At 63.4% G+C, this 20,678-nt stretch carries 20 protein-coding genes; 11 read left to right on the top strand and 9 right to left on the bottom strand.

The genetic code is table 11. From position 1 onward, the window contains the following. Position 1: 1 nt before the first annotated feature. Both GJ699_RS23070 and GJ699_RS34240 read right to left on the bottom strand, forming a co-directional pair. The gene (locus GJ699_RS23070) at positions 2 to 544 is read right to left on the bottom strand and encodes a UPF0149 family protein (RefSeq protein WP_154380730.1); all 543 of its coding nucleotides are present in this window, start codon (positions 542 to 544) and stop codon (positions 2 to 4) included. 30 nt (positions 545 to 574) lie between these two features. Next, the gene (locus tag GJ699_RS34240; RefSeq protein WP_195763633.1) at positions 575 to 727 is read right to left on the bottom strand and encodes a hypothetical protein; all 153 of its coding nucleotides are present in this window, start codon (positions 725 to 727) and stop codon (positions 575 to 577) included. 121 nt (positions 728 to 848) lie between these two features. Between GJ699_RS34240 and GJ699_RS23065 the strand changes: the two genes are divergently transcribed. From GJ699_RS23065 to GJ699_RS23045, 7 genes are all read left to right on the top strand, one after another. Beyond that, a complete protein-coding gene (locus tag GJ699_RS23065) occupies positions 849 to 1,553 on the top strand; it encodes an SIMPL domain-containing protein (RefSeq protein ID WP_154380728.1) in 705 nt (234 codons plus the stop codon). Positions 1,554 to 1,606: 53 nt separating this feature from the next. Beyond that, on the top strand, positions 1,607 to 2,176 hold the full coding sequence (locus GJ699_RS23060) for a DUF6624 domain-containing protein (RefSeq protein WP_154380726.1): 570 nt from the start codon (positions 1,607 to 1,609) through the stop codon (positions 2,174 to 2,176). A gap of 34 nt (positions 2,177 to 2,210) precedes the next feature. Further along, positions 2,211 to 2,948 (top strand): DUF6445 family protein, encoded by a 738-nt coding sequence (locus GJ699_RS23055; RefSeq protein WP_154380724.1) that lies wholly within the window; start codon positions 2,211 to 2,213, stop codon positions 2,946 to 2,948. Positions 2,949 to 3,043: 95 nt separating this feature from the next. After that, complete coding sequence (locus GJ699_RS34235) at positions 3,044 to 3,193, top strand: hypothetical protein (protein WP_195763632.1); 150 nt, start codon at positions 3,044 to 3,046, stop codon at positions 3,191 to 3,193. A 199-nt stretch (positions 3,194 to 3,392) separates the two neighbouring features. Further along, positions 3,393 to 3,533 carry a hypothetical protein gene (locus GJ699_RS34230; protein WP_195763631.1) on the top strand — a complete coding sequence of 47 codons (141 nt, stop codon included), beginning with the start codon at positions 3,393 to 3,395 and terminating at the stop codon, positions 3,531 to 3,533. Positions 3,534 to 3,633: 100 nt separating this feature from the next. Further along, positions 3,634 to 4,002 (top strand): hypothetical protein, encoded by a 369-nt coding sequence (locus tag GJ699_RS23050; RefSeq protein WP_154380721.1) that lies wholly within the window; start codon positions 3,634 to 3,636, stop codon positions 4,000 to 4,002. Between the two features lie 83 nt (positions 4,003 to 4,085). Beyond that, positions 4,086 to 7,505 carry a response regulator gene (locus tag GJ699_RS23045; RefSeq protein WP_154380719.1) on the top strand — a complete coding sequence of 1,140 codons (3,420 nt, stop codon included), beginning with the start codon at positions 4,086 to 4,088 and terminating at the stop codon, positions 7,503 to 7,505. On the opposite strand, the gene GJ699_RS23040 is transcribed toward GJ699_RS23045, so the two are convergent. Then, positions 7,502 to 8,911 (bottom strand): M16 family metallopeptidase, encoded by a 1,410-nt coding sequence (locus GJ699_RS23040; protein WP_154380717.1) that lies wholly within the window; start codon positions 8,909 to 8,911, stop codon positions 7,502 to 7,504. The genes GJ699_RS23045 and GJ699_RS23040 overlap by 4 nt on opposite strands. A 3-nt stretch (positions 8,912 to 8,914) precedes the next feature. Next, on the bottom strand, positions 8,915 to 10,231 hold the full coding sequence (locus tag GJ699_RS23035; protein WP_154380715.1) for a M16 family metallopeptidase: 1,317 nt from the start codon (positions 10,229 to 10,231) through the stop codon (positions 8,915 to 8,917). A 118-nt stretch (positions 10,232 to 10,349) separates the two neighbouring features. On the opposite strand from GJ699_RS23035, the gene GJ699_RS23030 reads away from it, so the two are divergent. After that, positions 10,350 to 10,817 carry an acyl-CoA thioesterase gene (locus GJ699_RS23030; protein WP_154380897.1) on the top strand — a complete coding sequence of 156 codons (468 nt, stop codon included), beginning with the start codon at positions 10,350 to 10,352 and terminating at the stop codon, positions 10,815 to 10,817. A gap of 35 nt (positions 10,818 to 10,852) precedes the next feature. On the opposite strand, the gene GJ699_RS23025 is transcribed toward GJ699_RS23030, so the two are convergent. The 3 genes from GJ699_RS23025 to gudD form a co-directional block, all read right to left on the bottom strand. Then, complete coding sequence (locus GJ699_RS23025; protein ID WP_154380713.1) at positions 10,853 to 13,138, bottom strand: TonB-dependent receptor; 2,286 nt, start codon at positions 13,136 to 13,138, stop codon at positions 10,853 to 10,855. Between the two features lie 220 nt (positions 13,139 to 13,358). Next, complete coding sequence (locus GJ699_RS23020; protein ID WP_154380711.1) at positions 13,359 to 14,663, bottom strand: MFS transporter; 1,305 nt, start codon at positions 14,661 to 14,663, stop codon at positions 13,359 to 13,361. A 33-nt stretch (positions 14,664 to 14,696) separates the two neighbouring features. Beyond that, positions 14,697 to 16,037 carry a glucarate dehydratase gene (gene gudD / locus GJ699_RS23015; RefSeq protein WP_154380709.1) on the bottom strand — a complete coding sequence of 447 codons (1,341 nt, stop codon included), beginning with the start codon at positions 16,035 to 16,037 and terminating at the stop codon, positions 14,697 to 14,699. A 152-nt stretch (positions 16,038 to 16,189) separates the two neighbouring features. On the opposite strand from gudD, the gene GJ699_RS23010 reads away from it, so the two are divergent. Next, entirely contained in the window at positions 16,190 to 17,227 is a 1,038-nt protein-coding gene (locus GJ699_RS23010) for a LacI family DNA-binding transcriptional regulator (protein WP_154380707.1), read from the top strand. Between the two features lie 17 nt (positions 17,228 to 17,244). Beyond that, complete coding sequence (locus GJ699_RS23005; protein ID WP_154380705.1) at positions 17,245 to 17,517, top strand: KTSC domain-containing protein; 273 nt, start codon at positions 17,245 to 17,247, stop codon at positions 17,515 to 17,517. On the opposite strand, the gene GJ699_RS23000 is transcribed toward GJ699_RS23005, so the two are convergent. Next, positions 17,495 to 18,364, bottom strand: coding sequence for a DMT family transporter (locus GJ699_RS23000; protein ID WP_154380703.1), 870 nt, complete (start codon positions 18,362 to 18,364; stop codon positions 17,495 to 17,497). The genes GJ699_RS23005 and GJ699_RS23000 overlap by 23 nt on opposite strands. 55 nt (positions 18,365 to 18,419) lie before the next feature. Between GJ699_RS23000 and GJ699_RS22995 the strand changes: the two genes are divergently transcribed. Next, positions 18,420 to 19,220, top strand: coding sequence for an AraC family transcriptional regulator (locus GJ699_RS22995; protein ID WP_154380701.1), 801 nt, complete (start codon positions 18,420 to 18,422; stop codon positions 19,218 to 19,220). Here the strand turns inward: GJ699_RS22995 and pdxR are convergent. Next, positions 19,192 to 20,676: a MocR-like pyridoxine biosynthesis transcription factor PdxR gene (gene pdxR, locus GJ699_RS22990; protein WP_154380699.1), complete on the bottom strand. Its 1,485-nt coding sequence runs from the start codon at positions 20,674 to 20,676 to the stop codon at positions 19,192 to 19,194. The two genes, GJ699_RS22995 and pdxR, sit on opposite strands and share 29 nt — an antisense overlap. Positions 20,677 to 20,678 lie beyond the last annotated feature (2 nt).

Here is a 20,678-nt window from a genome sequence, read left to right as displayed (position 1 = left end):
CTCAGGCGCCGCAGCACTTCTTGAATTTCTGGCCGCTGCCGCAAGGGCAGGGATCGTTGCGGCCAGCCTTGGCCACCTTCGGTTTGGGCGCGTGGAAGAAAGCATGGATCTGGATCACCGCCGGCGTCACCTTGGCGGCGTTGACCGGTTGCTGGAACGGCAACAGCAAGGCCGGCTGCTGCGCGCGCAGCGGCGCCCACTGGTCGGCCGTCAGCTGCACCCCGGCCGCGAAGCCGGCGCACCAGGCGTCGACGGTCCAGTTGCCGCCGCATTCGTAGATCGGCTCGAAGCTGGCGGGATCTTTCTGCATCCACTCGCGCATATAGGCGTGATGACGCAGCACCAGCGTCTGCGCTTCCTGGTTGCCCTCGGCGCCGCCCCAGACCAGCGGCAACCACAGCTCCGGCGCCGGCTCGGCGGGGCCGATCACCAGCGCCGTCAGCAAGCCTTCCAGTTTGGCGACATCCATCGACTGTGGGCCGATGGCGAGCAGCAGTTCATCGAGTTGATCGTATTCGTCGTCGTTCAAAGGCGTGTTGCTCATGGCGGCTCGTGGTGAGTAAAAGCCGCCATTTTACTCTTTGGCCTTGGGCTGTTCCGGTTTGTTTGTCGGCTTGTCGACGATCAGCACATGCTTGTCGACCGCGCCGGACTTTTCCTGCTTGACGACTTGCACCGCCACCGGCCGGTGATCGTAAACCGAACGCGGACGTTTTGGCACCAGCATGATATTTCCCTCGTCGTGGTTGTTGTTGAAAGCGCAAATTGGGATGGTTTTTATTTTTACAAGTAGACATGATTGTCTACTTTGGTGAATAATGCGATTTCCTCCACTCAGGACGCACACCATGTTCAAGAAGCTTGCCCTTGCTGTTGCCATGTTGCCATTGGTGGTCCAGGCGTCCAATTTGCCGGACTATCCATTCATTCACGCCAGCGGCGAAGGCTTTGTGATGATCGCTCCCGACCTGGGCGAGATCGACTTCGACATCAGTGCCTACGATCCCGATCCGGCGCTGGCGGTAGCACTGGTGGCTGAGCGGGCAGGGCAGGTGCGCGCCTTGCTGGCCGACACCGATGCCGACGCCGAGATCCGCGACATGCGCAAGGAAATGCGCAAGCCCGCGCCAGCCGACGCCAGCGGCGCCGACGCCTACGACATCCGCAGCTCGGTGCACATCGCCGTGCGCGACCTGAGCAAATGGCGGCCGCTGCTGCAGGCCTTGCTGGCCATGCCCAATCTCGACCACATGGCCACCACGTTCGGCCGCAGCGACCGCCTGCAGGCCGAACAGGAGCTGACCGCCGCCGCCGTCAAGGACGCCCAGCGCCGCGCCGATGCCATGGCCGCCGGCTTCGGCAAGAAAGCCGGCGCCGTCACCGCCATCTCATCCGGCACCTTACGCAACCTGACCCACGCGGTCGGCCTGATGCCGGGCGATCTCTACCCGCGCAACCGCACCGTCCCCGCCCAGCCCGCCGACAAAGACTTCCTGGCGATCGAAACGCTGCGCTGGTCGCAAACGGTCGATGTGATCTTCCGTATCAAATAGCGGGCGGTGATATTGAGGAGTTACGGAGAGCGACGTTCCTTGGGAGGGTGACTTTGAAAACGTGGAAAATGTTAGCCGTGGCAACCTCGTTGCTGTCAATCGCTGCGCATTCAGCTGAATGCGATAGCGTGACGCTCACAAAGAAATATGCCGGAATGCTGAACGAAGACCAAGTTCTGCGCGGCCGTTACATCCAAATTCTGGAATCGGAGTATCAAAAGAAAACTACCGACCCGCAAGAAAAGGAGAGGATTGAAAATTCGATCATTGAGAGCGATGAAAAAAATAGAATCGAACTCGATCATCTGATTGCGCGTTGTGGTTGGCCTGGAAGGTTGGACGAAAAACGTGCGGCACGTGCAGCGTTTTTCATCATCCAGCACGCCGAGCTACCATATCAACTGAAATACTTCCCGACCATCAAAGCTGCCAACCGGCGCGGTGAAATATCAAATGAGCATCTGGCTTGGCTTGTGGATAGGATCTTGGTGCGGCAAGGTAAGCGACAAAAATATGGTACGGAGTTTGAGTATGGAAGCAACAAGATAGCTCCAATTGAAGACATCAAGAATCTCAATCAACGAAGGATGAAAATAGGTCTCCCCCCGATGGCTGGCTTTTGATTGTGCGCTTTGCGACGGAGGTATTGAAAGCGTCATGAATAATGGTATTCTGCGCGCCATGTTCAATCCCGACTGCCGCATTCATCTCGTCCCCATCGCCGGCCAGCTGCCCTGCATTGTGATCGACGATTTCCTGCTCGATCCCGACGCGCTGGTGGCGTACGCGCTGCAGCACCGCGCCGGCTTCGCGCAAGCCTCGTATCATGGTTTCCCTGGCCCTGAGTTGCGGATGCCGGATGACTTTTCCGCTGCTCTGGACGCGTTCTTCATGCAGCACATCCGCGCCCGGCTGGGCGCGCGGCGGACTACCCGGATGTACAGCCGGCTGTCGCTGGTGAGCGTACCGCCGGAGCAGCTGCGGCCGCTGCAGCGGGTGTGCCATCACGATAATTACGCTAGTTCCCCCACCCAGTGTTTTCCCGCTGGGCTGCTGTATCTGTTCAAGAATCCGCAGCAGGGCGGCACCAGTTTTTACCGGCCGCGCCAGTCCGAGGCTGAGACGCACGCGCTGTTCGATCGCTGGGCCCCGCTGTCCAGCGCTGAATTCAGCCGCGTGATCCAGCGCGAGTCGGGCTATCAAACCGATTCCAACGCTTACTTCGAGCTGCTGGCGACCGTGCCGGCGGCCTACAACCGGGCGCTCTTCTACGATGGCGGCATTTTCCACAACAGCCACATCGCCCAACCGGAGCTGCTGAGCGCCGACCCGGCCGCCGGCCGGCTGACGCTGAACGCTTTCTGGGAGTGCCGCAAGGCCGCCCACGCCACCTGAGTTACGTGTGCTGTCGCACCCAGGGCGGCAATCCCGGCTTGTATCTGGCGCCGCTACCCCAAACACTGAAGCTACGTTCTTTCAGGGAGAGCAGCATGCCGACTTACCACGCCCACACCACGCCCGATCCGGACACGCCACCGCCGCAACCGGAAAAAGATCCGCCACCCGATAACACGCCGGCACCGGAAAACGCGCCGATTGAGGAACCGACACCCGCCAAGCCGCCTATCAAAGCGTATTAGCCGATTGCTTTTATATGTTGCCCAGCGCACCGTCCGTTGCGTGGAACGGACGGTATTCTGGTTCCACGCTCGTTGCGGCGTGATAGCTGTTGCTTTGGGGATACGAAACTTACAAATTGTGCTCGTCGTCACACAGCAGTCACGAAGGAGTTTCTATAATTTAGTCATGTCGTCGGATTTCTGTTCACGGAGAGCAATCATGGGTAATTCCTTACACAATAAAATCTATCTCGGCCGTCGCAGCGTTGCCCTCAGCGCCAAGCGGGTACAAGCCATGATTTGCATCGCCGCCTTTGCCAGCATCGGCCTGGTGTGGCTGGCGATCCGAGCGTTCCAGTAATTCCCCACGTTCGACCTTGTCAGGCGGCGACTTGCCTTGCCGCCGCGCCGCCGTGCGCGTACCATGAGGGCCGCAGCAGTCTCTTATGGAAAAAATGGCAATGAAGAACGAAAAATTCACGCAGGACGAATACGACGCCCTTAACGAAATCAAGCGCGGCATCAAGGGCGATCGCGTCAGCGCGTGCGTGGGCCGCAACAGCAAACGCCTGTCCGGCCTCAAACTGATCAGCATCGCCCGCAATGGTCGCATCGCGCTGACCGAGAAGGGCGAGGAAACCCTGTTCCTGCGCCGCTGCGTGCTGGCCTTGCGCAGCTTGTCGGAACAGTCCGGCGCCGCCATCGATGCCGATGTGGCCCTGTTCCTCGGCAAGAAATCCCACATCCTGGCGCTGCCCGATGGCGGTTTTGAAATCAGCGACAAGGGCCGCGAATCGCTGCAAGACATCCTGAATCAGGGCTTCCGATAAAAAAACGCTCCGCTGGAGCGTTTTTGCGTTTCTTTTTTGCTGTAATGTATAGCTAACTCAGCAACTAAACCTCATCCTCGGCCATGAGAGTCACCGCACTGCAAAAATTCCGCAAACTGTTTGGCGTAATGGTGACGACCGTGGTGGTGGTGCTGCTGATCGTGGCACTGTTCGTGGTGCACGTGCTGAACCAAAGCCGCAAACGCTACTATGCGGCGGCCGAGGAAACTTCGCACAATCTGTCGATCACGCTGGAAAACTTCCTGCACGCTCATTTCCAGGAGGTGGATCTGGCGATGCGCCGCGCCGATCACGAATTCCGCATCATGCACGAGCAGCGCCGCTTCAGCGACGACGGCTACAGCGCCTACCTGCGCGATCTGAAGGAGCGCATCCCGCACGCCGAGGCGGTGCGCGGTTCGAACGCGGCCGGCCAGGTGATTTATGGCGAACAGGTCGACCTGGAGCGGCCGCAAGACCTGACCGTGCGCGAATTCTTCGCCCGCGTCCAGACCGCGCATGAGCTGGTGTTCGGCATTCCGGTGCAATCGCGCATCAGCGGAGAATGGGTGCTGCCGCTGATCTATCCGCTGACGCTGCCGGACGGGAAGTTCGGCGGCACCTCGTATGTGCTGATGAATAATTCGCGCATCAACGAGGCGTTTGCCGGCCTCAATATTGGCGAGCATGGCTCGATTGTGCTGCTGGACGAGAAGCGGCGCGTGCTGCACCGCTATCCCGAAGTCGAGGACATGAAGTTCGGCAGCACCATCCGGGTCAATCCCGCCACCCAGGCGCTGCTGGATGGCCGCCAGAAGAGTGCGCGCTACATCGTGACCAGTCCGCGCGATGGCCGCGAGCGTGTGCTGAGCGCCGAAAAAATCGGTGCCTATCCGGTGTACGTGATTGTCGGCCTGGCCAGCGACGATTTTCTGACGCCCTGGTACAAGGAAATCCGCAACGCCTCGATTTTCCTGTCGTTGCTGTTCGGGCTGGCCGTGGCCTTGCTGATGAGTGTGCGCTTCGGCCTGAGCCGGCAATACGAGGCGCTGAACGAATTGAGCGAGGTCGACCGCGCGCTGCAGAATTCGCTGGCGCAGCTGACCGCGTCGGAATCGCGCTGGCGCTCGCTGACCGAGGGCTTGCCGCAGATGGTGTGGACCGCCACCCCCGAGCTGCGCATCGATTTCCTCAGCCACCACTGGGAAAGCTTCAGCGGCCTGCCGGCGGCGCAACTGCTGGCCGGCGGCGACTGGTCGCGCGTGATTCACCCGGATGACCTGGCGCCGCTGACCGCCGCCTGGCAGCGCGCGCGCGCCGAGGGCGACCAGTTCCGCTGCGACTGCCGCCTGCGCCGCCACGACGGCGTCTGGCGCATCTTCGACAACCACGCCTTGCCGCAGAAGGACGCCAGCGGTGTGGTCCTGAGCTGGGTGGGCAGCAGCACCGACAGCACCGAGCTGCGCGCCGCCCATGCCGATCTGATGAAAGCCAAGGAGGCGGCGGTGCAGGCCGGCCGCGCCAAGTCGGAGTTCGTGGCCAATATGAGTCATGAGATCCGCTCGCCGATGAACGCGGTGCTGGGCATGCTGCAACTGCTGCGGCAGACCCCGATGAGCGGGCGTCAGCAGGATTACGTCGGCAAGGCGCACGCGGCGGCCAGCGCCTTGCTTGGCCTGCTGAACGATGTGCTGGACTTTTCCAAAGTCGAGGCCGGCAAGCTGGCGCTGGACCCGCATCCGTTCCGGCTCGACAAGCTGTGGCGCGATCTGGCGGTGATTTTGTCGGCCAATGTGGGCAGCAAGGATATCGAGGTGCTGTTCCGCATCGATCCGGCGCTGCCGGCGATGGTGGTGGGCGATGCCTTGCGCCTGCAGCAAATCCTGCTCAACCTGGCCGGCAACGCCATCAAGTTCACCGAGCGCGGCGAGGTGGTGGTGTCGGCGCAACTGGTGGCGCAGAGCGAGCAGGCGCTGGCGATCGCGTTTGCGATACGCGATACCGGCATCGGCATTGCGCCCGAGCAGTGCGAGCATATCTTCGATGGCTTCTCGCAGGCCGAAGCCTCGACCGCGCGGCGCTTCGGCGGCACCGGGCTGGGCTTGGCGATCAGCCAGCGGCTGGTGCGGCTGATGGGCGGCACGCTGCGCGTCGTCAGCGAACTGGGGCAGGGCAGTGTGTTTGATTTCGCGGTGGAGTTCGGCATGTCGGAACAGCAGCCGGACACGGCGCCGGAATTGCTGCCGCTGCAGGATGCGTTGATGCGCGGCCTGTCCTGCCTGGTGGTGGACGATAACCCGGTGGCGCGCACGGTGTTGCGCGAGATGGCGTCATCGTTCGGCTGGCGGGTGGATGTGGCGGCCGATGGTTACGAGGCGCTGGATGCCATCACCGCCCAGCTGGTGCGCAACAAGGCGTATGACGTGGTGTTCATCGACTGGCGCATGCCGTCCATGGATGGCTGGGAAACCAGCCGCCGCATCCGCGAAGCGGCGCCGCAGGGCAAGATGCCGCTGATCGTCATGGTCACCGCGCATGACCGCGAAGTGCTGGCGCAGCGGCAGCAGGAAATCTCGCCGGTGCTGGATGGCTTTGTGGTCAAGCCGGTGACGGCGTCGATGCTGTTCGACGCGGTGGCCGATGCGCGGCTGGAGAAACGTGTGCCGGCCGCCGCGACGCTGCCAGTGGCGCGTCGTCTGACCGGCTTGCGCTTGCTGCTGGTGGATGACAATCCGGCCAATCAGCAGGTGGCCAGCGAGTTGCTGAGCAGTGCCGGCGCCCAGGTCGAGGTGGCCAGTTCGGGCGCGATGGCGCTGGGCGCGGTGTCGCGTTCCGGCGCGCTGCCGGATCTGGTGCTGATGGATATACAAATGCCGGAAATGGATGGCTATCAGACCACGCAGGCGATGCAGTCGCGCCTGGGCCGGCAGACGCCGCCGATTGTGGCGATGACCGCCAACGCCATGGCCTCCGACCGCATCGCCGCGCTGGAGGCGGGCATGGTGGACCATGTCGGCAAGCCGTTCGATCTGGAGCATCTGATTGAGGTGATCCTCAAGCATGTGCGCGGCGATGGCCAGAGCGCGCGCCCGCCCGCCGAGCCCGCCCCGCTGGCGCCAGTGGCCGCTGCGCCGGATGCCGTCGCCGCGCCGTTGCCCGAGGCTGGCCTGAACACGGTGGCGGCGCTGAAGCGCCTGGGCGGGCTGGAGGCGATCTACCTGATCGCGCTGCGCAGCTACGTCAGCGAAGCGGAAAAGCTGGTGGCCGAGTTGCAGGCCGCGTGCGCCGTTCAGAACGCCGAGGCCGCGCTGCCGCCGCTGCACACACTGAAAGGCTTGGCCGGCACCATCGGCGCCGACCGCCTGGCCACGCTGGCCCAGCAAGCTGAACGCGCCCTCAAGCAGGATGCCGACGCCTGGGCGCCGCTGGAGCTGGTGCTGGCCGCCTGTCCCGGCGTCGCCGACGACATCGACCAGCTGGTGCGTCAGCTCGATCCGGCCTAGTTGGCGGCCGGCTTGAAGCCGTCGGCCGTGATTTCCAACTCGCTGACTTCGCCATATTGGCGGGCCACCTCGCGGATCGCCTCGGCCTTGCCGATCAACACCGTCTGCAGATTGGCGCGCGGGAAGTGCTTGTTGATGATGACTTTGGCGCGCTCCGGCGTCAGACTGTCCACCGACTGCGTGAAGTTATCGATCTGCTCGCGGCCGACGTCGTTGGCATACATCTCGCCCAGCAGCCCGGCCAGCTGCTCGCCGGTTTCATAGCGCGGCGGGAACTGGCCTTTGACGTAAGCCTTGGCCGATTCCAGCGTCGCCTTGTCGATGCCCTGATCCCACAGTCGCTGATAGGTCTTGTGCGCCAGCGCCAACGCCGCCGCCGTCTTGGGCTGGGCGGTGAAGCTGCTGATGGCGAAGGTGCCGCTCTGCGACAGCGTGATGAACTGGCTGCTGGCGCCATAGGTCAACCCCGAATTCACCCGCAGCTCGTCGTTCAGCCATGAGGTGAAGCGGCCGCCCAGCACCGTGTTGACCACGTTCAGCTGCACATAGTCCGGATCGTTGCGGGCGATGCCGGCGCCGCCGATCAGGAATGTGGTCTCAGTCGCATCCGGCTTGTTGACCAGCCAGACGCGGGCTTTATCGGCCTGCACCTTGCCATTGTCCAGCCGCGCCGGCGCCGCTCCCTTGGCTTGCCAGGCGCCGAACAGCGACTCGATCTGGCGCCGCATTTCCGCCTTCTGGAAATCGCCCACCACGATGATGGCGGTATTGTCCGGCCGGTAGTATTGCTGGTAGTAGCGCTGCACGTCCGCCTGCTTGAGCGCGCTCACACTGTCGACCGTGCCGCTGGCCGGAATCCCATACCGGCTGTCGCCGAACAGCATCACGCGGTAGTAAGTCTGCACCACGGTGCGCGGTGATTCCTTGGCCTGTTTCAGGCCGGCGACCTTGCGCTCGCGCAGCTTGGCCAGCTCGCCATCGTTAAAGCTGGGCTGCTGGACGATTTCGGCGAACAGCGGCAGCAGCGCCGCGCTGTCGGCTTTGGCGAAATTGGCTTGCACATTGGTGGCCTCGGCGCCGCCGCCGTTGGCCAGGCGTGCGCCGCGATAGTCGAACGCCTGGTCGATGGCGGCCTTGTCGTGGGCCTGGGTGCCCAGCAGCAGGGCGTCGCCGGTCAGATTGGACAGGCCGGCTTGCTGACCGTCGTTGACGGCGCCGGTTTTGACCACGGCGCGCACCGAAATCAGCGGCACGTCATGGCGTTCCATCAGGTAGACCGTCAAGCCGTTCTGCAGCGTGACGGTATCGTATTCCGGCAGCCGGAACTCGGCCGCCTGGGCCAGGCCGGCGGCCAGCAGGGCGGTGGCCAGTGCGGCGCGGCCGCATGCGATGGTGGTACGGGTCATCAATCAATCCTCCTTCGCGGCCAGCACGCCGACGGTGCGCTGCGATTTCTTCAGGTATTTGGCGGCCGCGGCCTGGATATCGGCCGGGGTCAGCTTCTGGTAGGCGGCTGGCGCGTCGAACATTTTGCGGTAATCGCCAAACAGCAGCTCGTAATTGCCCAGCTGCTGGGCCTTGCCGTTGATGGTTTCCTGTTCGCGGTACAGGTCGATCAACTTCTGGTTCTTCACCTTTTGCAGCTCGTCGTCGCTGACGCCATCCTTGACCAGTTTGTCGATCTCGGCCAGCAGCGCCTGCTCCAGCTTGGCCGGATCGACTTTGGGCACCGCTACCGCCGACACATACAGCAGGCCGGGGTCAAAGCCCTCCAGGCTCTGGATGCCGAGCTGCGTGGCCAGTTGCTTCTCTACCAGCGCTTTGTACAGGCGCGAGGTCTTGCCACCGGCCAGCAGGGTTTGCAGCACGTCCAGCGCGTAGTAATCGGGATCATTCGCTTGCGGGATTTTGTACGCGACGGTCAGCGTGGCGGCGGTGGCCGACTCCTTGGCCACGAATACGCGGCGCTCGCCTTTCTGCGGCGGCTCCACGGTACGCACCGCCGGCGGCAGCGCCCGTTTTGGAATCGCGCCGAAGTATTTGGTGGCCAGCTGCTTCACCTGTTCGGTCTTGACGTCGCCCACGATCACCGCCACCGCATTGTTGGGCGCATAGTAGGTCTGGAAGTAGCGCTGCAAATCTTCCTGAGTCCATGCCTTGATGTCGGATTCATGGCCGATCACCGGCCATGAATACGGATGCGCCGAAAAGGCCGCGCTGTTGATTTGTTCGCGCAGCGCGCGCGCATTGGAGTTTTCCAACCCGGTGCTGCGCTCCGACAGCACCACACCGCGTTCGCTGGCCACCATCTTCGGATCGATGCTCAGATGCGCGATGCGGTCGCTCTCCAGCGTGAAAATCGTTTCCAGTGACGAGGCCGGGAACCAGTCCTGATACACCGTCATGTCGCTGGTGGTATAGGCGTTGTTGGAGCCGCCCTTGGCTTCCATGGTGCGGTCGAACATTTTCGGGCCGTAATGCTGCGAGCCGTTGAACATCATGTGCTCGAAGAAGTGCGACAGGCCGGTAATGCCGGGCGCCTCATTGCGCGAGCCAACCTTCCAGAAGGTGTACATATTGGCGTTGGGGATGGCGTGCGATTCCAGCACGATGAATTTCATGCCGTTGGCCAGCGTGAAGGTTTGCACCTGATCGGCACTGAGCGCGGCGTGCGCATTGGCGGCCAAGCCGAGCAGGATGCCGGCGGCCAGGGTTGTCCATTTCATGGGCGCTCCTTGAAGAGAAGCGCAAAGCATACAGCTTTTTGACAAGTATTTGCGAATGACAAGCTTACCGGCTAGCATGGCAGCAACGACAACAAGGAGCTATGCAATGGAAAAACCGATGAACTGGGTGGCGCACGAACTGAGCATGACCGTGCTGATGACACCGGATATGGCTAATTTCTCAGGCAACGTCCACGGCGGCACCATCCTCAAATACCTCGACAGCGTGGCCTATGCTTGCGCCAGCCGCTATTCGGGCAGCTATGTGGTGACGCTGTCGGTGGACCAGGTGATGTTCCTGCAACCGATCCACGTTGGCGAGCTGGTCACCTTCCTGGCCTCGATCAACTACACCGGCAACACCTCGATGGAAGTCGGGATTCGCGTGGTGACCGAGAATATCCAGCAGCGCCTGGTGCGCCATGCCAATAGCTGCTACTTCACGATGGTGGCGGTGGATTCCGACCGCAAGCCGGTCAAGGTGCCGGCGCTGGTGCCGGAGAACGAAGAGCAGAAACAGCGCTGGGAGCAGGCGCTGCTGCGCAAGCAGGCGCGCCAGATGGTGCACGGCAATCGCAAGAAATAAGCCATCCCCGGCGTGAGGCCGGGGATGGCCACGCCTCACATCCGGTAGTCCAGCGAGACGCCGATGCGACGGAACGAGTTTTCACCCAGACTGTAGGCAAAGCCCGAACCGGCGCCTTTGCCCGGCAGCGGATAGATGATGGCGTTCGGCACCCGCTTGTCGGCCAGGTTGCGGCCATACAGCTCGATGCCCCATTTGTCATCTGGCGAACGCAGCGCCAGCCGCAGCGATGCGATCGAGTGGCCGCCGAAGCCGCACTCCAGGGCCAGCGAATTGCAGTAGCGGACGCGGCTCTTGTAGACCAGATCGCCGCCCAGCTTCAGCTGATAATCACCCGGCAGTTCCCAGCTGTAGTCGCCGTTGAACGTCACCTTGTTGCGCGGCGAATACAGCAGGCGCTGGCCGCCGACGTTGTTGTTGTCGAAGATGAAGCCGGCCGGATAAGCGGTATCCAGAATCACCGCCATGCTCATGCCCAACTGCAGTTCCGGCAGCGGCCGCGCGCGGACATCGGCCTCAAAGCCTTTGGTGACCACGTTCGGCACATTCAGCGGAATGCAGCTCAGCGAGCCCACCGAAGTCAGCGTGCAGTTCTGCTCCTGGAAGTCCTTGATCTTGGTGTGGAACACGGCCATGTCCACATCCAGGCGGCGGTTCAGGAACGACAGCTTGGAACCCAGCTCCACGCTGGTCGGGATTTCCGGCTTGACGGTGTAGCCCTGGAAGCTGCCGGCGGCGGCGGCCTGATTGATCGGCGTGTCGTTATCGATCTGCGGTCCCTTGTAGCCACGGCTGAGCGTGGTGTACAGGTTGACGTCGCGCGACAGCGTGTGTTGCAGGCCCACTTTGCCGGACACATTCGACTGGCTGGCATCGCCGCTGGACGATTTGACCGTGGCCGGTACCGAGAAGCCGTCGAAGCTGACCACACTGCTTTGCGTGTACTGCGCCGACACCGAATCGCGCGTATAGCGCAGGCCGGCGATCACGGCGCTGGCGTCGGTGACATGGTAGGTGGCCTGGCCGAACAGCGCTTTGCTGGTCAGCTTGGCGGCCTGCACATTGTCGGTGGCGATCGAGCGCGGCACCGGCGGCGATGGCAGCACCGGGTTCGGGTAAATCGTGGTGGTCGAACTCTTCTGGTTGGACGAATCGGCATAGAACAGGCCGCCGACGTATTCCAGCGTCTGCTTGGCTGGCGAGGCGATGCGCAGCTCCTGCGAGAACTGTTTGTAGTTCTGGTACGGATCGTGGTTGCGCACCTTGTCGTAGCCTTCCGACATATCGATGGTGGTGTCGTTCGGCCCCATGTCGCGCTTGCGGTAGGCGGTGATCGAGGTCAGCGTGGCGCCGCTGGCCAGGCTCCAGTCGATCTGGCCGGACAGGCCGCGCACCTGGGAGCGATTCAGCTCGGCGCCATCGGAGCAGACCTGGTTGTTGGTCTTGGAGACGGTCACGCCACAGGCGGCGAATTCGGCCAGTGCGTTGTGGTTGCCGGCGGTGTTGCTGCTGTAGGCGACGGCTGGCGCGAAGAACACCGCGTTTTCGCTGCGCGTGTTGGACGCCTCACCAATCACATTGATGGTGACGTCGCGATTCGGCTGCAACAGATAGCGCAGGCGCGCGCCGGCGTTGGTGGTTTCGCTGTCCTTGCCGGTGTGGACATTGTGATACACCCCGTCGTTGCGCTCGGCCAGCGCCGAGATGCGCAGCGCCGAAATATCGTTGAGCGGGACGTTGCCGGTGGTGCGCACGGCTTCGCCATGGTTGCCCTTGTATTCGACTTGCACGCTGGCGCTGCGGTCGCCGATGATGGGCTGCTGGGTCGCCATGTTCAGCACCCCGGCCGAGGCGTTCTTGCCGAACAGCGTGCCCTGCGGACCACGCAGCACTTCTACCCGCGCCATGTCCAGCATCAGGCCGCTGGCGGTGGCGCCTTGCGGCACGCCGTCGATCACCACGCCCACCGAGCTTTCCGCCGACAGCGTGAACACCGAGGTGCCGACGCCACGGATCGAGGCACTGCCGCCGGCGCCGCCGGTGGCCTGGTCGCCAAATTCCAGCGAGGCGGCGGTCTTGGCCAGGTCGCTGATGTCTTTGACGCCGGCGCGTTCCAGCGCGGCGGCATTGATGACGGTGATCGCCACCGGCACTTCCTTGATGCTCTGGCTGCGTTTTTGCGCGGTGACGACGACGGTTTCGATTTCAGGGCTGGCGTTGTGGTCGCCACTCTGGGCGTGGGCGGGATGCCAGATGGTAGCGAGGCTCATGGAAAGCAGGGTCAGCGAACCAATCGCCGACGTGGTGCGAGGTACGTGCATTTATAGTCTCCTTTTTATTGGCCGGTGGCCCGGCCTGCCTGTTCTTCAGGTCTGCGAATCGAGTATAGGCAGGCTGTATAAAAATTCCCAAGCCGTAATCCGTGATACCTGCTATCTCCGATTGAGCGTGGCAAACTGATAGGTGGTTTGTCGGAAAAAAGAAACTCCCCGGGCCGGTGACGGCGCGGGGAGCAAATGGGGAGAGACGAAGAAGGGGAGGTTAGCGTTGGCGGCGGGTCAGGAATACCAGCCCGGCGGCGATCACCGAGGCGGCGGCCAGCGCATACAAGCCGCCCTGGATCGAACCGGTTTTCTGTTCCAGGTAGCCGAAGGTGGCCGGCGCCACGAAGCCGCCCAGATTGCCCAGCGAATTAATCAGCGCGATCACGGCGGCGGCGATGCGGCTGTCCAGATAGCCCTGCGGAATCGGCCAGAACAGCGACGAGGCCGCCTTGAAACCGATGCCAGCGAAGCAGATCGCCACGAACGCGAACACCGGGCCGCCGGTGGTGGAGGCAAACATGCCACACGCCGCCACAATCAGCGCCACCGCCACCCACGCCTGTTGATGGCGATACTTCTGCGCCAGCGAGGCAAACATATACATGGCCGCGATCGAGATAATCCACGGAATCGAGTTGAACAGGCCGATCTGGAATTCCGAGAAGTGGCCCATCTTCTTGATGATGGAGGGCAGCCAGAAGGTGGCGCCGTAAATGGTCAGCTGAATCGCGAAGTAGATGAAGCAGAACAGCGCGATGCGGCCATCCTTGAGCAGCGTGAACATGCTGGCGTGGGGCGGCTTGTTGGCGTCGCGCTCTTTCTTCTCGGTTGCGATGACGGCCGCCAGTTCGGCGCGCTCTTCGTGGGTTAGCCACTTGGCGTCTTCTGGCCTGGAGTCGAGGAAGAACCACACCACGAAGCACAGCGCCACCGATGCCAGGCCTTCGATGATGAACATCCACTGCCAGCCATGGAAGCTGCCGCCCTGAATCGACAGCAGCGCGCCGGACAGCGGACCGGAGATCACCGACGCCAGCGCCGAGCCGCTGAGGAAGATCGCCATCGCCTTGCCGCGTTCGCGGTTCGGCAGCCACTGCGTGAAGTAGTAGACCACGCCGGGGAAGAAGCCGGCTTCGGCCACGCCGAGCAGGAAGCGCATCACGTAGAACGAGGTTTCGCCCTGCACAAAGGCCATGCCGGTGGCGACCACGCCCCAGCTGGCCATGATGCGGGTCAGCCATGCCTTGGCGCCGAAGCGTTGTTGCAGGATGTTGGACGGCACTTCAAACAGTGCGTAGGCCAGGAAGAACACCCCGGCGCCAAAGCCGAACGCGGCGGCGCCGATGCCGAGGTCTTTTTCCAGGTGGCTGCGGACGAAGCCGATGTTGACGCGGTCGATATAGTTCGCGATGAACATCACCACGAACAGCGGCAGGATGCGCCACTTGACCTTGCTGACGGCCGTGTCCAGCACGGTCGGCGCGGCCACGGCGGCGCCATTTGTTGTTGCTGCGGTATTCATGCTTGTCTCCTTGTTCTAGTTCTGGTTTTATTATTAGCGAACCATGCAAGGCATTTTGTTGTTGAACTTCCAGCCAGGGATCAGGAACTGCATCGCCATCGCATCGTCGCGCGCGCCCAGTCCCATGTTCTTGTACAGCTCGTGGGCACGTTCGACCGCGTCCATGTCCAGTTCGACGCCGAGGCCGCCCTTGGTCGGCACCTGCACCATGCCGCCCTTGATTTGCAGCGGATTCTTGGTCAGATGTTGGCCGTCCTGCCAGATCCAGTGGGTGTCGATGGCGGTGATGTTGCCAGGTGCCGCCGCCGCGACGTGGGTGAACATGGCCAGCGAAACATCGAAGTGGTTGTTCGAGTGCGAACCCCAGGTCAGGCCCCACTCATGGCACATCTGGGCGACGCGCACCGAACCTTGCATGGTCCAGAAGTGTGGATCGGCCAGTGGAATGTCGACCGATTGCAGCTGGATCGCGTGCCGCATTTCGCGCCAGTCGGTGGCGATCATATTGGTGGCGGTCAGCAGGCCGGTGGCGCGGCGGAATTCGGCCATCACTTCGCGGCCGGAGAAACCGTTCTCGGCGCCGCATGGATCTTCGGCGTAGGCCAGCACGTCGCCCTGGTCGCGGCACAGGCGGATCGCATCTTTCAGCAGCCAGCCGCCGTTCGGGTCCAGCGTCACGCGCGCTTGCGGGAAGCGTTCGTGGATGGCGGTGACGGCTTCGATTTCTTCCTCGCCACGGAACACGCCGCCTTTCAGCTTGAAGTCGTTGAAGCCATAACGCTCATACGCGGCTTCGGCCAGGCGCACTACCGCTTCCGGCGTCACCGCCTGTTCGTGGCGGATGCGCAACCAGGTGTCTTTTTCATCCGGCGCTTCATCGTAGGGCAGGTTGGTGGCCTTGCGGTCGCCGACGTAGAACAGATAGCCTAGCATTTCCACTTCGCTGCGTTGCTGGCCTTCGCCCAACAGGGCGGCCACCGGCACGTGCAGGAATTGGCCGACCAGGTCCAGCAGCGCCGCTTCCAGCGCGGTGATGGCGTGCACGGCAATGCGCAGGTCGAAGGTTTGCAGGCCGCGGCCGCCGGCGTCGCGGTCGGCAAAGGCGCTGCGGGCGGCGTTCAGGATGGCGTTGTAGTTGCCGATCGGCTGATTCAGCACCAGATCGCGAGCATCTTCCAGCGTCTGGCGGATTTTCTCGCCACCCGGCACTTCACCGACGCCGTTGTTGCCCAGGCTGTCGGTCAGGATGACGATGTTGCGGGTGAAGTAGGGGCCGTGGGCGCCGCTCAGGTTCAGCAGCATGCTGTCGCGGCCGGCGACCGGGATCACGCGCATGGCTACGATGCGTGGGGTGTCGGTGGTGTGTTGGGTCATGATGTCTCCATAAATGATTGCGCTGTCATTTGCAATCTTAGTCCTGTATCCAAGGCATTTCAAGAGAAAACTGCGCCTCGGCACAATTTTAAAAATGATAGAAAATGATGTGTGATGCTACAATGTCATATCGTTTTCTATCAGAGTGCATCATGGACAAGACTGAAATGCGCACCTTGCGCACCGCCGGCGGCGAGGTGCCGGTGAGCGGCGCCACGCTGGCTGACGTGGCGCGGGTGGCCGGAGTGTCGCCAATTACGGTGTCGCGCGCGCTGAACCAGCCACAGCTGGTGCGGCCGAACACGGTGGCCAAGGTGCAGGCGGCGGTGCAGCAGACCGGCTACGTCAAGAACATGATGGCCGGCGCGCTGGCGTCCAGCCGCAGCAGGCTGGTGTCGCTGGTGCTGCCGACCATTTCCACGCCGATTTTTGCTGACATGGTGCAGGCCGCCAGCGACCATTTGACCGCCGCCGGTTATCAGGTGATGCTGGGCCTGTCCAGCTACGAGGCGTGGCGCGAGGAATTGCTGGTGGAGACCATTCTCAGCCGTCGTCCGGACGGCGTCATCCTGACCGGTTCGCTGCACACGGACAGCACCCGGCGCCGTCTGCAAGCGGCGCAGGTGCCGGTGGTGGAAGCCTGGGATTTGACGCCGTCGCCGATCGACATGATGGTCGGCTTTTCGCACGAGGAGGTGGGCCACGCGATCGCCCAGCACCTGCTGGAGCGCGGCTACAAGCGCATCGCCATCCTGGCGGTGCAGGACCCGCGCGCGGCGCGCCGCAACCAGGGTTTGCAGGCCGGGCTGGCCAAGCACGGGGTGGAAGTGGCGGCGCTGCAGATCATGCCCTTGCCCTCGACCTTCGCGCTAGGGCGCGACGGCATGGCGGCGCTGCTGGCCAGCTGTCCGGACGTGCAGGCGGTGGTGTGCAGTTCCGACACACTGGCGCACGGCGTGCTGACCGAGGCCATCGCGCGCGGCATCAAAGTGCCGGAGCAGCTGGCGGTGGTCGGCTTTGGCGATTTGTCGTTTGCCGCGCATACCTATCCGCCGCTATCGACTGTACGCGTCGATGGCGCTAATATCGGACGTGTGGCGGCGCAAGCGATACTGGACCGGTTGGAGGGCAAGGCGGTGGGCAGCCTGACCGATACCGGTTTCCAGTTGCTGCAGCGCGGCAGTACTTAATCTGAGGGGAGGCCGGCATGGAAATGAAGCGCATCAATGCGGGTAAGCTGCGGGCCATCGGCTACGACCCGCGCGACAAGCTGTTGCGGGTGGAGTTTGACGACGGCACGGCCATCGATTATTCCGGCGTGGGCAACGAGGTGTGGCGCAAGCTATCCAGCTCCGGCGCGGCCTGGAGCTACTATCGCGACAATATTGAGGAAGAATACACCGGTCGCAAAGGCGTGGTGCGCAAGCCGACCACCCGCGCCGATCTGGAAAATTTGTTCAAGCCGCCCGGCGAGGCTTGAATTCGGCCAGTGCCACGCCAGCGATGGCCAGCGCGCCGCCGCCGAGCACCCAGCCGCTCAGGTGCTCGGCCAGGAAGACGCTGGCCAGCAAGGCCGTAATCACCGGCACCAGATTGAAAAACAGCGACACGCGCGCCGCGCCCAGTCGATTGACTCCGCTCATCCACAGCAGCGGCGCCAGGATGGACGCGCCGACGCCGGCAAAGCCCACATAAAAGCTGTCCGCCACACCCAGAGCGTGGTGGCTGCCGGCCAGATAAGCCGGCAAGAACGCCAGCGTCGCCACCAACGCCTGGATGTAGGCTGATTCGACCAGCGGCACCCCCAGCTTCCATTTATTCAGCAACAGGCTGTAGGTCGCGAACGACAGCACCGCGACCAGCATCAGCGCGTCGCCGAGATTCAGACCTTGCCGTACCAGCGCACCGAGGTCGCCGCGCGACACCACCAGCACCACGCCGCTGATCGACACCGCCAGCCCGCACAGCGCCGCCACGCCGGCCCGATGACGCAAAAAGAAGATCGACAGCAGCAGCGCGATCAGCGGCACCAGCGCCTGCATGATGCCCATATTGGTGGCGCTGGTGTAATGCGCGGCGTAGTAGGCGATGGATTGAAAGATTACGCCGCCAAACAGGCCCAGCACAGCGAGCCGCGCCAACACGCCGCGTGTCAGGGCGGGATTGGCGCATACGCGTTTCAAGGTGAACGGCGTCAGCACCAGCACCGCCAGCAGCCAGCGATAAAAGCTGATTTCGATCGGCGTCAGCGTTTGCGCGCACAGTTTGGTGACGATGGTGTTGCCACCCCAGATAAGGGCGGCCAGCAGGGGAAATAGATAGTTCATGCAGGCATGGTAGGCTTTGTCGTATTATTTGCATATCCTTGAAATACGACATTCCATGCAGCGAAACCGACAGCACCATCCGATTCCCGACAGCGTCGATCTGAGTCAGGATATCTACTTCCGCCACCTGGAGCTGGAACCTACTGAATGGGGTTCGCACACGCATCCGTGGGGCCAGCTGAACTACCTGACGCATGGTGTGATGAGCTTGTCGATTGCGGGCACATCGTTTCTGTCGCCGCCACAGTACGCGGTATGGATTCCTCCCGGCATGGCGCACACCTCGGTGAATGCGACGGCGGCGAGTTACCGCGCGGTCTACTTGTCGCTGGCGGCGTCGGCGCGGATGCCGGTGGAGCCGTGCGCGCTGACCGTCGGCCCGGTGTTGCGCGCCATCCTGGATGAATTCGCGCGCATCGATGTGCGCGTGCCGGCGACTCCGCAGCAGAAACGCATGGCGCGGGTGGCCTTGGACCAGATTGAATCGGCGCAGCGGCTGCGCGATTACATGCCGGCGCCATCGTCGGCGTTGCTGCGGCAGGTGCTGGCCGAGGTGGAGGCGGACCTGTCGCGCAAGCGCTCGACCAAAACGCTGGCGGCGCAGTTTCATCTGACCGAGCGCACGCTGGAGCGGCGTTGCCTGGCCGAGATGGGCATCGGCCTCGGCGAATGGCAGCAGCGCTTGCGCTTCATGCGCGCCATGCAGGCGCTGGACGCCGGTCAGACCATCAAGCAAGTGGCGCTGGCGCTGGGCTATTCGTCGCCGTCGGTGTTCATCAGCATGTTCCGCCGCCAGGCGGGGCAGACGCCGGACCAGTACCGGCGCGCTAGCTCAGCAACTGGCGCAGCTTCTTGACGGTGGCTTGCAGTTGCGGCGCGGTGTAGCCGCCAAAGCCGAGCATCAGGCCGGACAGCGGCGGGGTGGCGTGGCACATCGGTGATAGCGCGCGCACCGCCAGGCCGGCGGCTTGGGCGCGGGCTGCGACCGCCACGTCGTCCGCCAGCCACAGGACGATGTGCATGCCCTGGTCGGCCGGCTGGATGCGCAACGCCGGCAGTTCGCGCCGCAGGGCATCGATCAGGATCTGGCGTTTTTCGCCGTACAGGCTGCGGATGCGGCGGATGTGGGTTTCAAAATATCCCTCGCGCATATAGGTGGCGATGACGTGTTGCTCGCTCAGCGGCGAGCCGCGTCCGATCAGGGCGCGGGCGCCGGTGAAGGCGGCCACCAGTGCCTCGGGTGCGACGATGTAGCCCAGCCGCAGCGATGGCGCCAGCACTTTGCTGAAGGTTCCCAGATAGATCACCCGTTCGCGGTCCAACCCTTGCATGGCGGGGAAGGGCTGGCCGGCGTAGCGCAGTTCGCTGTCGTAATCGTCTTCGACGATCCAGCGGTTGTGGCTGGCGGCCCAGTCGGTCAGGGCGATGCGCCTGGCCATGCTGAGTGGCATGCCGATCGGATATTGGTGGGACGGCGTGACGAAGGCGGCCTTGGCTTGCGGGCAGGCTTGCAACGCGGCGGCGACGTTGAAGCCCTGGTGGTCTACCGGCACCCGCTGCACTTGCACGCCGCGATCTTCCAGCACGGCGGTCAGGCCGCTGTAGGCCGGGTCTTCGGCCCAGGCGAAGTCGCCGGCTTGCAGCAGGACTTTGGCCGCCAGGTAGAGACCTTGCTGGGTGCCTTCGGTGATGATGATGTGCTCGGGATCGCAGTCAACAGCGCGCGATTTGCGCAGGTAGTCGGCCAGCGCGGTGCGCAGCGCGGGCAGGCCTTGGGCGTCTGGATAGCCCGACGGGGCGGCGGCTGGCGTGGCGCGGATGCGCTTGCTCAGGCGGTGCCAGTGGTGGTCCATCGCCACTTCGCCTTCAGGGACGGCGATTGAGAATGGCACCGAGGGCAGCGCCGACAGGCGGGTGGCCAGCGCGGCGTAAGCGCTGGTGGCGGGTGGCGTTGCGTTGGCGGTAGCGGTAGCGGGCGGCGAGGGGCGGCGTGGCGCGGGTTTGCGGCGGGCGTCGGTGGCGTCGCTGATGGCCAGGCGGTGCAGGTCGGCGGCGACGCGGGTGGCCGAGCCGATGCGGGCTTCGAGGTAGCCTTCGGCAACCAGCTGGGCGTAGGCGACGCTGACGGTACCGCGCGCCAGCCCCAGCGAGCCGGCCAGGCTGCGCGTGGACGGCACTCGCTCCCGCGCCTTGAGCTCGCCCTTGAGGATGGCGCCGCGCAGCGCTTCCGCCAGCCGGCGTCCGATTTCGCCCGGCGCGGCATCCAGCGCGCCCAGCGCGGGAATTTCAATCACGAGTGGCTTGCGCGGCATAC

Source organism: Duganella guangzhouensis (assembly GCF_009674535.1).
Taxonomy (GTDB): domain Bacteria; phylum Pseudomonadota; class Gammaproteobacteria; order Burkholderiales; family Burkholderiaceae_D; genus Rugamonas; species Rugamonas guangzhouensis.
The sequence above is the reverse complement of the archived record's forward strand: the minus strand, read 5'-3'. Positions and strand labels throughout refer to the sequence as shown.

What these genes read in the sequence shown, in the direction of transcription:
- GJ699_RS23070 (WP_154380730.1), bottom strand. Translation starts at nt 544, where the DNA reads ATGAGCAACACGCCTTTGAACGACGACGAATACGATCAACTCGATGAA.
- GJ699_RS34240 (WP_195763633.1), bottom strand. Translation starts at nt 727, where the DNA reads ATGCTGGTGCCAAAACGTCCGCGTTCGGTTTACGATCACCGGCCGGTG.
- GJ699_RS23065 (WP_154380728.1), top strand. Translation starts at nt 849, where the DNA reads ATGTTCAAGAAGCTTGCCCTTGCTGTTGCCATGTTGCCATTGGTGGTC.
- GJ699_RS23055 (WP_154380724.1), top strand. Translation starts at nt 2,211, where the DNA reads ATGAATAATGGTATTCTGCGCGCCATGTTCAATCCCGACTGCCGCATT.
- GJ699_RS34235 (WP_195763632.1), top strand. Translation starts at nt 3,044, where the DNA reads ATGCCGACTTACCACGCCCACACCACGCCCGATCCGGACACGCCACCG.
- GJ699_RS34230 (WP_195763631.1), top strand. Translation starts at nt 3,393, where the DNA reads ATGGGTAATTCCTTACACAATAAAATCTATCTCGGCCGTCGCAGCGTT.
- GJ699_RS23050 (WP_154380721.1), top strand. Translation starts at nt 3,634, where the DNA reads ATGAAGAACGAAAAATTCACGCAGGACGAATACGACGCCCTTAACGAA.
- GJ699_RS23045 (WP_154380719.1), top strand. Translation starts at nt 4,086, where the DNA reads ATGAGAGTCACCGCACTGCAAAAATTCCGCAAACTGTTTGGCGTAATG.
- GJ699_RS23040 (WP_154380717.1), bottom strand. Translation starts at nt 8,911, where the DNA reads ATGACCCGTACCACCATCGCATGCGGCCGCGCCGCACTGGCCACCGCC.
- GJ699_RS23035 (WP_154380715.1), bottom strand. Translation starts at nt 10,231, where the DNA reads ATGAAATGGACAACCCTGGCCGCCGGCATCCTGCTCGGCTTGGCCGCC.
- GJ699_RS23030 (WP_154380897.1), top strand. Translation starts at nt 10,350, where the DNA reads ATGAACTGGGTGGCGCACGAACTGAGCATGACCGTGCTGATGACACCG.
- GJ699_RS23025 (WP_154380713.1), bottom strand. Translation starts at nt 13,138, where the DNA reads ATGCACGTACCTCGCACCACGTCGGCGATTGGTTCGCTGACCCTGCTT.
- GJ699_RS23020 (WP_154380711.1), bottom strand. Translation starts at nt 14,663, where the DNA reads ATGAATACCGCAGCAACAACAAATGGCGCCGCCGTGGCCGCGCCGACC.
- gudD (WP_154380709.1), bottom strand. Translation starts at nt 16,037, where the DNA reads ATGACCCAACACACCACCGACACCCCACGCATCGTAGCCATGCGCGTG.
- GJ699_RS23010 (WP_154380707.1), top strand. Translation starts at nt 16,190, where the DNA reads ATGGACAAGACTGAAATGCGCACCTTGCGCACCGCCGGCGGCGAGGTG.
- GJ699_RS23005 (WP_154380705.1), top strand. Translation starts at nt 17,245, where the DNA reads ATGGAAATGAAGCGCATCAATGCGGGTAAGCTGCGGGCCATCGGCTAC.
- GJ699_RS23000 (WP_154380703.1), bottom strand. Translation starts at nt 18,364, where the DNA reads ATGAACTATCTATTTCCCCTGCTGGCCGCCCTTATCTGGGGTGGCAAC.
- GJ699_RS22995 (WP_154380701.1), top strand. Translation starts at nt 18,420, where the DNA reads ATGCAGCGAAACCGACAGCACCATCCGATTCCCGACAGCGTCGATCTG.
- pdxR (WP_154380699.1), bottom strand. Translation starts at nt 20,676, where the DNA reads ATGCCGCGCAAGCCACTCGTGATTGAAATTCCCGCGCTGGGCGCGCTG.